The 13,595-nt window shown below is 58.1% G+C and carries 15 protein-coding genes; 9 read left to right on the top strand and 6 right to left on the bottom strand.

Annotated features, from left to right (window positions below; translation table 11 throughout):
• Positions 1 to 23 precede the first annotated feature (23 nt).
• Positions 24 to 1,817, bottom strand: a complete 1,794-nt coding sequence (locus KW846_RS12120; RefSeq protein ID WP_218482372.1) for a DUF1302 domain-containing protein — start codon at positions 1,815 to 1,817, stop codon at positions 24 to 26.
• Positions 1,818 to 2,474: 657 nt separating this feature from the next.
• Between KW846_RS12120 and KW846_RS12115 the strand changes: the two genes are divergently transcribed.
• Complete coding sequence (locus tag KW846_RS12115; RefSeq protein ID WP_218482518.1) at positions 2,475 to 3,245, top strand: N-acetylmuramoyl-L-alanine amidase; 771 nt, start codon at positions 2,475 to 2,477, stop codon at positions 3,243 to 3,245.
• 74 nt (positions 3,246 to 3,319) lie between these two features.
• Here KW846_RS12115 and KW846_RS12110 read toward each other — a convergent pair whose 3' ends face one another.
• From KW846_RS12110 to KW846_RS12095, 4 genes are all read right to left on the bottom strand, one after another.
• Positions 3,320 to 4,231: an SDR family oxidoreductase gene (locus KW846_RS12110; RefSeq protein ID WP_218482371.1), complete on the bottom strand. Its 912-nt coding sequence runs from the start codon at positions 4,229 to 4,231 to the stop codon at positions 3,320 to 3,322.
• Positions 4,232 to 4,524: 293 nt separating this feature from the next.
• The gene (locus KW846_RS12105; RefSeq protein ID WP_218482370.1) at positions 4,525 to 5,427 is read right to left on the bottom strand and encodes an alpha/beta fold hydrolase; all 903 of its coding nucleotides are present in this window, start codon (positions 5,425 to 5,427) and stop codon (positions 4,525 to 4,527) included.
• Positions 5,427 to 6,209 (bottom strand): class II aldolase/adducin family protein, encoded by a 783-nt coding sequence (locus KW846_RS12100; RefSeq protein WP_007970317.1) that lies wholly within the window; start codon positions 6,207 to 6,209, stop codon positions 5,427 to 5,429. Before KW846_RS12100 ends, KW846_RS12105 begins: the two co-directional genes overlap by 1 nt.
• Before the next feature lie 227 nt (positions 6,210 to 6,436).
• On the bottom strand, positions 6,437 to 6,892 hold the full coding sequence (locus tag KW846_RS12095; RefSeq protein WP_007970315.1) for a flavodoxin: 456 nt from the start codon (positions 6,890 to 6,892) through the stop codon (positions 6,437 to 6,439).
• Positions 6,893 to 6,994: 102 nt separating this feature from the next.
• Here KW846_RS12095 and KW846_RS12090 point away from each other — a divergent pair, with 102 nt between their 5' ends.
• Positions 6,995 to 7,471 carry a PAS domain S-box protein gene (locus KW846_RS12090; RefSeq protein WP_218482369.1) on the top strand — a complete coding sequence of 159 codons (477 nt, stop codon included), beginning with the start codon at positions 6,995 to 6,997 and terminating at the stop codon, positions 7,469 to 7,471.
• A 54-nt stretch (positions 7,472 to 7,525) separates the two neighbouring features.
• Positions 7,526 to 8,131 (top strand): hypothetical protein, encoded by a 606-nt coding sequence (locus tag KW846_RS12085; protein WP_218482368.1) that lies wholly within the window; start codon positions 7,526 to 7,528, stop codon positions 8,129 to 8,131.
• A gap of 3 nt (positions 8,132 to 8,134) precedes the next feature.
• On the opposite strand, the gene KW846_RS12080 is transcribed toward KW846_RS12085, so the two are convergent.
• Positions 8,135 to 9,094, bottom strand: coding sequence for a MerR family transcriptional regulator (locus tag KW846_RS12080; RefSeq protein WP_218482367.1), 960 nt, complete (start codon positions 9,092 to 9,094; stop codon positions 8,135 to 8,137).
• Positions 9,095 to 9,317: 223 nt separating this feature from the next.
• Here KW846_RS12080 and KW846_RS12075 point away from each other — a divergent pair, with 223 nt between their 5' ends.
• The 6 genes from KW846_RS12075 to KW846_RS12050 all read left to right on the top strand — a co-directional run bounded on the left by KW846_RS12075 (position 9,318) and on the right by KW846_RS12050 (position 13,564).
• Positions 9,318 to 9,887, top strand: a complete 570-nt coding sequence (locus KW846_RS12075; protein WP_218482366.1) for an antibiotic biosynthesis monooxygenase — start codon at positions 9,318 to 9,320, stop codon at positions 9,885 to 9,887.
• Positions 9,888 to 10,028: 141 nt separating this feature from the next.
• Positions 10,029 to 10,727 carry a dihydromonapterin reductase gene (gene folM / locus KW846_RS12070; protein ID WP_218482365.1) on the top strand — a complete coding sequence of 233 codons (699 nt, stop codon included), beginning with the start codon at positions 10,029 to 10,031 and terminating at the stop codon, positions 10,725 to 10,727.
• Complete coding sequence (locus KW846_RS12065) at positions 10,687 to 11,466, top strand: hypothetical protein (protein ID WP_218482364.1); 780 nt, start codon at positions 10,687 to 10,689, stop codon at positions 11,464 to 11,466. The genes folM and KW846_RS12065 overlap by 41 nt, the downstream gene beginning before the upstream one ends.
• Positions 11,467 to 11,514: 48 nt before the next feature.
• Entirely contained in the window at positions 11,515 to 11,811 is a 297-nt protein-coding gene (locus KW846_RS12060; protein WP_007970303.1) for a DUF1244 domain-containing protein, read from the top strand.
• The gene (locus KW846_RS12055) at positions 11,804 to 12,142 is read left to right on the top strand and encodes a HopJ type III effector protein (protein WP_218482363.1); all 339 of its coding nucleotides are present in this window, start codon (positions 11,804 to 11,806) and stop codon (positions 12,140 to 12,142) included. Before KW846_RS12060 ends, KW846_RS12055 begins: the two co-directional genes overlap by 8 nt.
• Before the next feature lie 165 nt (positions 12,143 to 12,307).
• Positions 12,308 to 13,564, top strand: a complete 1,257-nt coding sequence (locus tag KW846_RS12050; RefSeq protein ID WP_218482362.1) for an aspartate aminotransferase family protein — start codon at positions 12,308 to 12,310, stop codon at positions 13,562 to 13,564.
• Positions 13,565 to 13,595: the final 31 nt, after the last annotated feature.

The raw sequence follows: 13,595 nt of genomic DNA, 5'->3' as shown, positions 1-13,595 counted from the left end.
TGAATTCATCCTTTTCAGCCAGATCAGAAGTTCACACCAAAGCTCAACGCCACGAAGTCACGGTCGGTGAGGACGTTGTAGTCGCCACCGAAAAAATCGGTGTAACTGAGGCTCGCGGTATAGGTGTTGCGATAGTCCGCATCGACACCGAGGCTGATGGCCTTGGCGCCTTCGTTGAACAAGCCGTTGGGGCCATAGCCGGAGACGTCGTGGGACCACGAGAGATTAGGCCTGACGTTGATTCCGGCGATGAGGTTGTTGTAGTCGAGGATGGCCCGAGCTCGATAACCCCATGAAGTCGAGGTCACGAAGCCATCGGTATCGCCGCCGAAACCATACTGGCCATATACCGAGTCGCGGCCGTAGCGCAACTTCGTACGTGCTTCCAGGCCACCGACCCGAACCACCGCCGCCTCACCCACCAGCGTCAGGCGATCGGCACCGGCGATCTGATCGATGAAGTGCGTCAGAGTGCTCTGGATCTGCGTTACTTCCTTGCGGCGGTAACCTTTGTTGTCAGCCCCCGGTGACGTGGCGATGGGCGATGCCGCACCGCCTGCTATCGGATTGAGCATGGCCAGGGTCAGGTCATTGGTATTGACCTGCACCGGGAGGTTGGGGCGGTAACTGATTTCCCCGCTCCACGCAGTGCCGGTCGATAAGGTGGTGGAGAAGCTGGCGCCGTAGAGGCGGATGTCCTCCGGATATTCGAGGTAATACTGGCCGCGACCAAGCATCACACTCTGGGCCAGGCCTGAACCGCTGCCGGGGGCGATTCGATTGGCGGCGGCTACGATTCCCGGAAGGCTTGCCAGCGTACTGAGCCCGGCGGTGGTGGTCCCGACGTTGGGGCCGCGGCTGTGGTAGTTCATGAAGTACAGGCCGTACTCGGTGTCGTCCCCCAGCCAGCGCAACGCCGTACCCCACTGCCCGGAATCCCGGGCATCACGGTCGCCGCCACGGGGAACGATCACGCCCTCTTTGCTGACCTCGAAGCCTTGGCCAAAGGCAGCCGCAATCGGCTGCAAGGGTGCAATGGCCGGACTGGCGACGGTGTAGCCCTTGTTGCAGCCATCGGCCACCACATCGACACCAAAGAAGGTGCCGCAGTTATCGACGACCGTCTGATCCCATTCCAGTTGATAGAAGCCTTCCACGGTCAACTTCTCCGTCAGGCCCTGGGAGGCGAACAGCATGTTGACCGGGATCAGGCCCTCCTTGATCTCGGCGCCAGGGCGACGGAACGCGGACACGTCGACCGGATTAATGCTGTTGATCGAGTTGCCGATGAAGGTGCTCTCACCCCAACTGACCACCTGCTTGCCGGCACGCACCGTACCCGGCAAATCGGCGAGGGAGTAGTTGTGATAAACGAATGCGTCGAGGATTTGTCCGCCTGAAGACTTGGCGCCCTCTTTGCGATTGTGATCGCTGATGTCCTTGAATGGGCGGCTTTCATCCTTCAGCTCGAAGTCGTACCAGTACTTGCCACGCACAAACGCGCCGGTGTCGCCGTACTTCAGTTCGAGGTCGTGAATACCCTTGAAAATCTTCGAGAAAGTTTCGCCTTTCTTGAAATTCAGGCGCCCGTCGTCACCGGTCGAAGACTGACCGGAACCGCCATTGACGGTGCCTACCAGGGCATCATCCGCATCCCGCATGCCCCAACTCGCGCCGACCGACAATGAGGAGTCGAACGTCCCCTCGATTTCCCCGATGCTGAACGAAATGGCCTGAGCCTGGGCACAGCAGCCCAATGCGACCGCGGCCGCCAGCGCCTGCGGTGTGAAGATGGCGCGCATTGTTGTTTTTGTCATGCGTCTTCCCCGGTGAGTGACAGAAGGCCTCACCCTACTGCCGGGGCACCGGGATCGATAAGCGCACCAAAGAGGTATTCGTGGTGTACCTCTAAAGGATGACTGGCACAGGGTCACTACCCGGACATCAAGCAGTCCAATCCCGACTGTTGCCCGTGCTGCAACAGTGCATGTCGGGAATTGGTATTTTTCCTACGGCGCCGAGGGCTTATTCTTACCTGACTGCCACTACCGCAAGGCACGCTGTAACAGCCTGCGCCGTGACTGAAAGATTTCAGATGAATCGAAGATTCGGTTCATCGTCCCGTGTTCACTGACGTTGATTTGTAGCTCCTGATCCAACGTCTTACTTTGGCCGCTGCGTTTGCAGCGGCCTTTTTTATGAGCCTCATTTTCAGCGTGGGCGCGGTACTCTGCAGGAGCTGGCTTGTCGGGTCGCCACATCGCAGCGATGGTCGTTAACGATAACGCGGGTGAACTGGATGAACGCGGCGCACTTGAGTCCATCGCCAGCAAGCTGGCCCCTACATTTCTTTCAGAAAGCACCTACAAGCATAGGTAAACACCTATCGCACTCGGGCCATTAAGTTGACCAGCAAGTCGGCGAACAACCTTGATCTTCGTCCGACTGCAAACTTACTTATTGCGAGTGCAGACATGAAGCCCATCAACTACAACCAGTATCGCTCAGCCAGAAGCTTCAACAGCCGAATACGCTTTCTGATTCTTCATTACACCGCCGCTAACTTCTCAAATTCTGTCAGTGCCCTGACCGGCCCGAATGTCAGCGCGCACTATCTGGTTCCGGATATCACTGACCCCAGTTATCTGAAAGCCGGTTATACCGGGCAGGAAGTGTTCAACCTGGTGGATGAAAACCATCGCGCGTGGCACGCGGGCGTCAGTCAGTGGGGCAACCGCAGCAATCTGAATGACACGTCTATCGGCATTGAAGTGGTCAACCTGGCGACTGACAACAACGGTGAATTCACTTTCCCGCCCTATCACTGCGAGCAGATTGCCGCGATTGAACAACTGGCGCTGAGCATCCTCGAGCGCAACCCGGATATCACGCCGACGCAGGTGTTGGGCCACTCCGATATTTCAATCGGCCGCAAAAGTGACCCGGGGCCGATGTTTCCCTGGCAGGCGCTGTACCTCAAAGGCATCGGCGCCTGGTTCGATGAAGCCACTCGGGACGAGTATCTGAGCCAATACACCACATCGGGTGTTCCAGGCCGAAGCGAATTGCTGGGGCTGTTCAAGTCCTATGGATACGATGTTTCGGGCGCCTCGTCGGAAGGTGGTTTTCAACAGTTGGTACGGGCATTCCAGATGCATTTTCGCCCGGAAAAATTTGACGGAAAAATGGATGCGCAGACAGCCGCCAATCTGAAGGCACTGGTATTCAAATACTTTTCCGGCTGATCGATGGCAAACAATTTTCCAACCGACAAATGCAGCCACCGGCAAGGTCAGTCAATGTGACCTTGCCGGCAATGTCAGAGGGAATACTTCTGCAAATTCCCCATCATTTCCTTCAGCGCATCGATGTTGTCCTTCGGATGCGCCGCACCTTCGAAGTCGCAAATCTGCTGCCAATGCGCCGCCACGTCTTCCGGTGAGAAGCCGGCCCGTGGATCGAACCCGACACCGAGGCTGCGTTCCCAGCGGACCTTGCCCATCCAGCCACCGCCGACCTCGAACAAACCGGAGGTTTCCTGGCAGTTCTCGCTGGCCAGGTACACCACCAACGGGCTGACCAGTTCCGGCTTGAGCTGTTCGAAGACTTGCGGCGGGATCAGGCCTTCGGTCATGCGTGTGCCGCCGGTGGGGGCGATGGCGTTGACCAGGATATTGTTCTTGCGGCCTTCGATGGCCAGGGTGCGGGTCAGGCCGTAGAGACCGAGCTTGGCCATGCCGTAGTTGGACTGGCCGAAATTGCCATAGATACCCGAGGTCGACGCGGTGAAAATCACCCGGCCGTAGTTCTGCTCGCGCATATGTGGCCAGGCGGCACGGGTGACTTTGTAGGCACCTTCGACGTGGACGCGGTAAACCAGGTCCCAGTCGGCGTCTTCCATTTTGTGGAAGGTCTTGTCACGCAGGATCCCGGCGTTGTTGACCACCACGTCGACGCGACCGAAGACGTCCAGGGCGTGCTGGACCAGTTTGTCACCGTCAGTGACCGAATCGTGGTTGGCTTCGGCGATGCCGCCGGCCTCGCGAATGTCCGCTACCACGCGGGCGGCGGCCGAGGCGCTGGCGCCTTCGCCCTGGGTCGAGCCGCCCAGGTCGTTGACCAGAACCCTGGCGCCCTGTTTGGCGAACAGCAGCGCATGCGCCCGTCCCAGGCCGCCACCGGCACCGGTGATGATCACGACTTTATCTTCGAAGCGCACAGACTCATTCATGGGGGACTCCAGCAGGCCAAGGGACGATGAGTCAGAGTGTCCGGCACGGCGCAGCGGGTCACAATCAACACGGGGGAGGCTGAATGGTGCGCGATAAGGCTGGGGGATGATGATCGTGTCAACAGTTTGCGCGGCCCTTGTGGCGAGGGAGCTTGCTCCCGTCGGGTCGCGAAGCGGCCCTGAGGCATTCAATCCGGGACACAGGTTTACGACTGCTTCGCAGCCGAACGGGACGGTGCGGCGATCCGACAAGCCCCCTCGCCACAAAAGCCCAGCAGGTTCAACGCTGCGAATCAGGAACACGCCACCTTGCGCGGCGGCAAAAGCAGTTGATCGCGAAACGCCAGGTAGTGCCTGAGGACCTCGCAGGGCGCCTCGATCTGCGGGTAGTGACCGATGTCGGGCAACAACACGGTGTCCGCATCCGGGATCAGTTCCCGGTAACGCTCGACCATATGCGCTCCGGAGACCGGATCGACCCCGCCATCAATCACTCGCAGCGGCACTTCACCGCGCTGCATCGCGCTCACCCAGCGGTTGCGCCAGACCCGTCGCTCCGGAATGTAGGCGATCAATTTGTGCATGATGCGTGGCCCGCGATGGCTGTCGACCAGGCTCCAGAAGTCATCCATCTGGCTTTCACTGGGACGGGTTTGCGGGCCGAAAATCTGCCGAAAGCTTCTCACCAGGCCATCACGGCTGAAGGCGCGGCCGATCATCCAGCCCAAAGGGCTGAGCAAGAGTTTTTGCATCAATACCGGGCGGTGGGTTTCCGGAAACAACCCGCCGTTGAGAAACACACAACTGGCCAGCTCCACCCGCGACTCGTAATGCCGGGCCAGCAGTTCCTGGGCCACGCTGTCGCCATAGTCGTGTGCGAACAGGTGCACCGGCTGCTCGACATTCAGGTGCTCAAGCAGTGCCTGTTGCAGATCCGCTTGCTCCAGCAGGCTGTATTCGTGATTCGCCGGTTTGGCCGAATCGCCGAAGCCGAGCATGTCGCAAGCGATCACGCGAAAGCGCTGGGTCAATGGCTGCCACAGGTAATGCCAGTCCCAACTGGCGGACGGAAAACCGTGAATCAGCAACAGCGGCTCACCCTGCCCCGCCGTCCAGTAACGGATGCTGTGGCCACGGAATACGAACGTCTGGCTACGTTTGCGCCAGACACACAGAGGAATCTCGGCGAGTGCCATTAGAGTTTATAACCCGGGTCCAGTTTATCGAGCTTGCGCAGCAGCGCCGGCCACGCCAGCGCTCCGCCCATTCCTTGAGCACTTCTGGTGACACCCGCGATCATGGCTTTGGCGCCGGCCAGAATCTGCGGTTCGATGGCAATCAGTTCAGCCGCACCGTTTTGCGCCATGACTTGAATGTCGCAGGCACGTTGAAAGGTAAACATCATCAGGAACGTATCGGCGATGGTGCTGCCGCAGGTCAGCAGACCGTGGTTATGCAGCATCAGGAAATTGTTTTCACCGAGGTCGGCCTGCAGCCGCACCTTCTCTTCATGGTTGAGCGCCACACCTTCGTAGGCATGGTAGGCCAGACTGGAAAGCACGAACAACGATTGTTGGCTGATCGGCAGAACGCCCTGCTTCTGTGCCGAGACCGCCACCCCTGAAGCCGTGTGGGTGTGCAGCACACAAACAACATCGTGACGCACTTCATGCACGGCGCTGTGGATGGTGTAACCCGCCGGATTGATCTCGTAAGGACTGTCCATCAGCTTGTTGCCGGCCTGATCCACCTTGACCAGGCTCGACGCGGTCATTTCGTGAAACATCAAACCGAATGGGTTGATCAGGAAATCTTCGGTGCCGGGTACCTTGGCGGAGATGTGGGTAAAGATCAGGTCATCCCAACCGTGTTGGGCGACCAGGCGATAACAGGCCGCCAGGTCAACGCGAGTCTGCCACTCGGCAGCACTGACCAGGTCTTTGACACTGTGTGGCGATTGGACGGGAGCGACAGTCACGGCAAGGAGCCTCGGTGTTTTTTTATTATGGAGTGTTTCCTATGTTTACCGAGTCTAGTCAGCCCTTGAGGTTCGTGTAGTTGCATTGGCAGCCAGCTTGATGTCCCAGCGAGTCAGTCGCCCTGCTGCCCTGGATCCATGTCAAACGACCGGCGCCAGCAAGGGGCTGACAGGCCGCTTTTGCCGCACTGTCAGAACCCTGACCGGCGTTGATGGCGGGTTATCCGTCACTCGCGCAGTGCGCTGATCAGTTCCGCCAGCCAAGGCTCGGCGTCCGTTTCGGGGGTCACGCTTTCGCTGGCATCCAGGCGTAGCATTGGCAGCACTTCGCGAATGCCCAGTTCACCGAACAATTCACGCATCTGCTCGCCGCCGCCACAAAAAGTATCGCCATAACTCGCATCGCCCAATCCGATCACTGCCCCCGGCAAACCGCGCCAGGCCGCTGGCAATTGATCACGAATGGTCGAATACAGCGGTTGCAGGTTGTCCGGCAACTCGCCCATGCCGGTGGTCGAGGTCACCGCCAGAAAGGCTTCGGGGCCAAACGCCTGGATATCGGCGAGGGTCGCACGCGGGTTGTGCCAGGTTTCAAAACCAGCGGCTTTCAACAGGCTGGCGGCGTGGCGGGCAACTTCTTCGGCCGTGCCGTACACCGAGCCGGAAATGATGGCGACTTTCATCAATCTGATCCTGAATCCGAGTAAAAGACCCGGATATTAACACCACAGTCGTGATTATTCTTTTAGAATGCAATTGACAATCAATCAGGAAAGGATGCTTCGATGATTAATGCTCAACTGCTGCAAATGGTGATCAACGCCTCTAACGACGGCATCGTGATTGCCGAAAAGGAAGGCGATCAGGACAAAATCCTCATCTACGTCAACCCCGCGTTCGAACGCCTGACGGGCTACTCCAGCGAAGAAATCCTCTATCAGGATTGTCGTTTCCTGCAGTCGGGGGATCGTGACCAGGAAGCCCTGCCGTTGATTCGCGACGCCTTGAACCGAGAAGGTTCCTGCCGGGAAATACTGCGCAACTACCGCAAGGACGGCACACCGTTCTGGAATGAGCTGTCCCTTTCAACGGTGAAAAATCCAGCGGACGGGCAAACCTATTTTGTCGGTGTGCAGAAAGACGTCACCGTGCAGGTTAAGGCGCAACAGCGCGTGGCACAGCTGGAGGGGCAATTGGCTGAACTCCAGGCGGAGCTTGCTGCGCTCAAGGCGACGAACGGCGCAAACGAAACTCAGAATTAATGGTCAGTAACTACAATCACCAATAACTTTGTAACTATACCTTTCGAGCTGGCCATGCAACGCGACGCGCTCCTGACCCAGGATGAGCTGGATTTCATCCAGACCATGCAACACAACCCGCAACTCAATGTGCGGGATGCGACGTCGAGCCTTCTCGTCAACGGTGGATCGCAAATCCGTGACCTGCTCACCCGCCTGGCGGCCCATGAGCAGGTCACCATTCAAGCCAGCTTCGAAAACCAGCAAATAACCTTCCCCCTGCACTTGGTGGAAGACGAGTTCCATGCGCTGCATTTGCGTCTCGGCGTGCCGAGCATCTATGAAGACGGGCCGATGGTCCGGCCTTGGCGTCTGGTACTGGACGAGCCGGTAGCGCTGGAAAACGCCCAGGGTCAACCCGGCACCCTGTGGGTACACGAAGTCTCGTGCAAAGGGGTTTTGCTGGAGGTTCGCAACAAGACCAAGCCACCGAAGCATTTCGCCTTGTGGTTCAGCCCTTCAGGCTATGAGCGGATTGCCTTGCGCGGCACCTTCGAGAAAGAAAACGAACAGGGCTTCTACGCCTATCAACTGAACCAGAGCGATACGGACGAAGCGGAGCGTCTGCGCCAGTTCATCCTGCAACAGCATCGCTTGACCCACCCAACGCTGCATCTCTGAACTTCAAGTATCCAGATTTCCCGCCAGGAACTGCTTCAGACGCTGGCTCATGACCTTCCCTTCATTGCCCAGGCAACCGATCGATGACCCGGCCAGGCTTTCCTGCGCCAGGTCGGAAGCATCTCCAGCCAACAACAATCGACACTCCAGGCCCAAGGCAAGGCGATTCAAGCGCCGTGGCAACTCGGCATTCGGCACCTGATTGGAAAACAACACCAGTGCCATGGGCTTGATCCTTTCACACATCAGCGCCAGTTCCTCGAATGGCTGGCCTATGTTCAATACGCGAATGGCTGATGGCCCGGAACTCAGGAACAGGGCGGCAACCAACAGCTCCAGCTCCCGGCAGTGACCATCCAGGGCACAGATGACCACGCGACGCGGCTGCTTCTCGCGCGTCAACAGCAAGCGCTGCACGACCCGCGAACGCAGAAAACCATCCAGGAACAGCCACTCGCTGGTTACGCCGAACTGGTCCTGGCTTTGCAACAACTGCTTCCACACGGGGATCAGAATGTCCTGAAATACCACCGGCAGGGCGTAGCTGGAAAAGATTTGCCCGTAGACCTGCTCCAGCTGAAGGTCGTCAAACCCGTTGACCGCTGCAAGAACCTGTTGCCGCCACTGTGCGTAATCGGCTTCCACGAGGTTGGTGGGAATGATGTGCGACAACGCCTGGAGCGGCTCGGTCCTGGCCAGGATCTTGCCGACCCTGCTGACCGCAACACCGCGCTCTATCCAGCCGAGGATACTGCGGACACGCTCAATATCGGCCATCGAATACAGTCGATGCCCGCTATCGGTGCGTGTTGGAACAATCAGGCCATAACGTCGCTCCCAGGCACGAAGCGTGATCGGGTTGACACCTGTCAGGCGCGCCACCTCGCGAATGGGAAAAAGCTCTTCCTGTTCGAGCGCGACGGCCTGCGTGGATACTGAAGCGACGTCTGTAAGTATGGGCATCCTGTTGAAACATCCCTGTATCGTTCGTCCGATATTCTAACGCCCCCGCCCCGTAAAGTTTCCGTAAAAAATCGATACTGCGAAGGAACGGGTAAACGTCACAGACGCCACGGGCAGAATCAGGAATAATCCTTGCTTGTTTCAAGTCGCAGCCCACCACCCCGGCGCTGCGCCTGGCGAAGCGCCTATACGGAGCGACGCAAATGCCTTATGGAGATACACAATGTCTACCCCACCCGTCACGCTGATGGTTGCGCGCCGCGTTGCCGATGGACGTTATCAGGACCTGATCGCCTGGCTGCGCGAAGGCGAGCAATTGGCCACCGACTTTCCCGGCTACCTCGGCTCCGGCGTACTCGCACCGCCGCCCGACGATGACGAATTCCAGATCATTTTCCGCTTCGCCGACGAACAGACTCTGCACGCCTGGGAACATTCCGTCTCTCGCAGCGCCTGGCTCGGACGCGGCAGCGACCTGTTCGCCCACCCGACAGAACACCGGGTCAGCGGTATCGAAGGCTGGTTTGGTGTCGCCGGCCAACGCCCGCCGCGCTGGAAACAGGCCGTGGCGATCTGGCTGGCGTTCTTTCCGGTCTCGCTGCTGTTCAACTTTGTGCTGGGGCCGCTGTTAAGTGACATGAGCTTGCTGCCGCGGGTGCTCATCAGCACCCTGTGCCTGACACCGCTGATGGTCTATTTCTTCATCCCCCTGTCGACCCATGCGCTGGCAGACTGGCTGCATAAAAAAACACAATCCCCCTCATTGACAGCCAAATCGGTCAGCAATCACTAACGGTTCTTTCGTTCATCGATCCATAGACCGATAACATCGGGATCGCAACGGGCGGTAGAAGCTGGCCGCTAGCGGGAAAACTTCAGTTATGCTGCACGCATTTAGCCCGTGCATAGACCTACTGAAGCTGATCGCACAACTATGAATAGTCCAATACTTGTCACCGGTACCAGCAAGCGCGTCGGCCTCCAACTTGCCACTACTCTGGCGGAGGCCGGCAATACCGTTATCTGCGTCAGCCGCTCCATCAACCCAGTGACACCGCACCCGAACATGTTGCCGTTCCAAGCAAACCTTGAGCTCCAAAGCGATCGCGAGGCGCTGATCGCGTACATCAAAACCAATTTCGACAGTTTGCGGGCAGTGATCCACAACGCTTCTCTGTGGCTCGACGATAGCCTGGAAAATCTGAACAGCATGTTCAAGCTTCATGTCGAGGCGCCCTATCATTTGAACTTGGAACTTGGCGAGCATCTGCTGCGGCCGGAAAGATCCGACATCATCCATATCTGCGACGAAACCTCATCACGGGGTAGCAAGAGCCATATCGGATATGCGGCCACCAAGTCGGCACTGCAAAACATGGTGTTGTCTTTCGCAGAGAAATACGCCCCCACGATCAGGGTAAACGCCATCCTTCCCGGCCTGCTCATCCTCAAGGAAAACAGCACTCAGGAATACTCCCAGCGAACCTTGAAGAAAGCCCTTCTCGAATTTGAGCCCGGCGCACAACCGTTGATCGACGCCGTCATGTTTCTGCTCAACACCAACTACAGCACTGGAACCAACGTCGTCATTAATGGCGGGCGCCACATCAAGAAAGGAATCATCAATGATTGACTCGAAAAAGCTGATCTATCTGCCGAGCTGGATAAAGATGACCATTGTTTCAGCGCTGACGTTGTGCCTGTTGGCCGCAGTTTATGTGTCTTTGTCCTTTGTCGGTGTTCCCGATCACAGCGACTGGATCCTATTGTCCTTATCGCTGGCACAACTGGCAGCCACCGCACTGGTCATCAGCCTGATACTGATTTTCGGCGAACGCGAGGCCAACCTGCACTACCTGATCAGCAAGACAGAAACGCTGCTGCTCAAAAACATGCCGAAAACCCTGGCTAACATCGAAGATTCGCATGGGCAAAAACTTGAAATCGCGGTGTCTGCGATCAACAACATCTTTGGTGCCAATTATCGTCTGCACAACAAAAATACCAAAACCAAGATGTGGGTCGGTTTCAATGTTGACCGGATCATCGTTGCCTACTTCCTGAAAACCACTGAGTCGGTAGATACCATCAAGGACATTTTCCAGTACACCTTCGGCGGTGCAGAGTCGGTGGGTTACAAAGTCAATTTCGAGCAAGCCACTATCAAAAACTCCGGCGAGCAAGTGCTGTCCATCTGGTGCACTTGGCCAGGCATGCAGGATGGCACTAACATTTCCACCGACCTGCTCAACAGTCCGGATAAGAAGCTGTTCATCATTCAGGACATCGCAATGATGACGCAGTCGTTCATCCGGACTGCGGAACGCAACTCGGTGAACATCTTTACCGACGCCGACCCCGCGCCTTTATAGCCCCGCCCTTTCAATAACTTTGCCTCATAGCGTGCAAGAGCCCTCCCCATGACCGATCAACAACGCCTGGAACTCGAAGCCGCCGCCTTTCGTCGGCTGGTGGCCCACCTGGACAGCCGCAAGGATGTACAGAACATCGACCTGATGAACCTCTCGGGGTTCTGCCGTAACTGCCTGTCCAAGTGGTACAAGGCGGCGGCGGATGAGCGCCAGATCGACGTCAGCCTCGATGAAGCCCGTGAAGTGGTTTACGGCATGCCGTACGCCGAATGGAAAGCCCAATATCAGCAAGAAGCCAGCGCCGAACAACAGGCGGCGTTCGCCAAAGGAAAACCCAATGAGTGATTTGAACACCTTGCGCGCCAGCCTCAACAGCGGCGAACACGCCTTCGCCGATACCCTGGCGTTCATTGCAGGCGGTTACGACTACCAGCCTCAGGCCTTCAACAACGGCGGTGTGGAAAACGCAGCCGGGCAGAACGAAGGCTCGTGCAAGACCCTGGGCCTGGCGCTGCTCGAAGGCTTGAGCGATGAAGAAACCCTGTTGGCTTTCGGCGAGCATTACCGCTCGGTGCTGGCAACGCCAGAAGGCAGCGACCACGGCAACATCCGCGCGCTGATTGCCCACGGCCTGGCGGGTGTGAAGTTCACCCAACAGCCACTGACTCGCCGCTGATATCCAAAAGATCGCAGCCCTGTAGGAGCTGCCGCAGGCTGCGATCTTTTGATCTTTGCACATTCCGACTTTTAAGATTGACCCGGCAACTTTATTTCGTTTGCCCCGCAGCACCGCTCCCGGCTTAGATAAAAAGAAGTCCTCCTTCTTCCGAGCCGGTCATTCATGCGCAGCGAATCCATCAGCCAGTCGATCAACATCGTTCACCCTGTCACGCTCAGCCACGGCAAAAATGCCGAGGTCTGGGACACCGATGGCAAACGCTACATCGACTTTGTCGGCGGCATCGGCGTTCTGAACCTCGGCCATTGCCATCCGCGCATCGTCGAGGCCATTCGCGAACAAGCTACGCGGCTGACCCACTATGCGTTCAACGCGGCGCCCCATGTGCCTTACCTCGAACTGATGGACCGCCTCAGTGCGTTCATCCCCGTGGGTTACCCGGTCAGCGGCATGCTCACCAACAGCGGCGCGGAAGCGGCGGAAAACGCCCTGAAGATCGTCCGTGGCGCCACCGGTCGCAGCGCGGTCATCGCCTTCGACGGCGCATTCCACGGCCGCACACTGGCCACGCTCAACCTCAATGGCAAAGTGGCGCCCTACAAACAGAAAATCGGCGTGCTGCCGGGGCCGGTGTATCACCTGCCCTTTCCCAGCCCGGACAACGGCGAGACCTGCGCCGAAGCCCTCAAAGCCATGGAGCGCCTGTTCAGCGTCGAGATCGATGTCGAAGACGTCGCCTGCTTTATCGTTGAACCGGTGCAAGGCGAAGCGGGCTTCCTGGCCATGGACGTCGAGTTCGCCCAGGCGCTGCGCAAGTTCTGCGACGACAAGGGCATTGTGCTGATCGCCGATGAAATCCAGTCCGGTTTCGGCCGCACCGGCCAGCGTTTCGCGTTCTCACGGCTGGGCATCGAGCCGGATCTGATCCTGCTTGGCAAAAGCATCGCCGGCGGCGTGCCGCTGGGGGCGGTGGTCGGGCGCAAATCGCTGTTGGATAACTTGCCCAAGGGCGGACTCGGTGGCACTTATTCCGGCAATCCCATCGCCTGCGCCGCCGCACTGGCGACCCTCGATGAAATGACCGATGCCAACCTGCACGCCTGGGGTACACAACAGGAAGAAGCGATTGTTGGCCGCTATGAAACCTGGCGTTTGAACAACCTGACGCCGTATCTGGGCCGACTGACCGGTGTAGGTGCGATGCGTGGTATCGAGCTGATCAACGCTGATGGCTCGCCTGCGCCGGCTCAATTGACCCAACTGCTGGCGCTGGCGCGGGATGCGGGCCTGCTGCTGATGCCCAGTGGCAAATCGCGGCACATCATTCGCTTGCTGGCGCCGTTGACCATCGAGGCTGCGGTGCTGGAAGAAGGGCTGGACATTCTTGAAGCCTGCCTGGCAAAACTGACTCAAGCATAAAGCCCCTGTAGGAGCTGCCGAAGGCTGCGAT

The organism is Pseudomonas sp. PDM32 (assembly GCF_019219225.1).
GTDB classification, from domain to species: Bacteria; Pseudomonadota; Gammaproteobacteria; order Pseudomonadales; family Pseudomonadaceae; genus Aquipseudomonas; species Aquipseudomonas laurylsulfatiphila.
This window is presented reverse-complemented; position numbering and strand designations above follow the sequence as displayed.

Bases quoted from the DNA above. Each gene is read 5' to 3' on its own strand.
- KW846_RS12105 (WP_218482370.1), bottom strand. From the start codon at position 5,427: ATGGCACTCGCCGAGATTCCTCTGTGTGTCTGGCGCAAACGTAGCCAG.
- KW846_RS12075 (WP_218482366.1), top strand. From the start codon at position 9,318: ATGTCTACCCCACCCGTCACGCTGATGGTTGCGCGCCGCGTTGCCGAT.
- KW846_RS12095 (WP_007970315.1), bottom strand. From the start codon at position 6,892: ATGAAAGTCGCCATCATTTCCGGCTCGGTGTACGGCACGGCCGAAGAA.
- KW846_RS12115 (WP_218482518.1), top strand. From the start codon at position 2,475: ATGAAGCCCATCAACTACAACCAGTATCGCTCAGCCAGAAGCTTCAAC.
- KW846_RS12055 (WP_218482363.1), top strand. From the start codon at position 11,804: ATGAGTGATTTGAACACCTTGCGCGCCAGCCTCAACAGCGGCGAACAC.
- KW846_RS12085 (WP_218482368.1), top strand. From the start codon at position 7,526: ATGCAACGCGACGCGCTCCTGACCCAGGATGAGCTGGATTTCATCCAG.
- KW846_RS12050 (WP_218482362.1), top strand. From the start codon at position 12,308: ATGCGCAGCGAATCCATCAGCCAGTCGATCAACATCGTTCACCCTGTC.
- KW846_RS12065 (WP_218482364.1), top strand. From the start codon at position 10,687: ATGGCGGGCGCCACATCAAGAAAGGAATCATCAATGATTGACTCGAAA.
- KW846_RS12060 (WP_007970303.1), top strand. From the start codon at position 11,515: ATGACCGATCAACAACGCCTGGAACTCGAAGCCGCCGCCTTTCGTCGG.
- KW846_RS12110 (WP_218482371.1), bottom strand. From the start codon at position 4,231: ATGAATGAGTCTGTGCGCTTCGAAGATAAAGTCGTGATCATCACCGGT.
- folM (WP_218482365.1), top strand. From the start codon at position 10,029: ATGAATAGTCCAATACTTGTCACCGGTACCAGCAAGCGCGTCGGCCTC.
- KW846_RS12080 (WP_218482367.1), bottom strand. From the start codon at position 9,094: ATGCCCATACTTACAGACGTCGCTTCAGTATCCACGCAGGCCGTCGCG.
- KW846_RS12090 (WP_218482369.1), top strand. From the start codon at position 6,995: ATGATTAATGCTCAACTGCTGCAAATGGTGATCAACGCCTCTAACGAC.
- KW846_RS12120 (WP_218482372.1), bottom strand. From the start codon at position 1,817: ATGACAAAAACAACAATGCGCGCCATCTTCACACCGCAGGCGCTGGCG.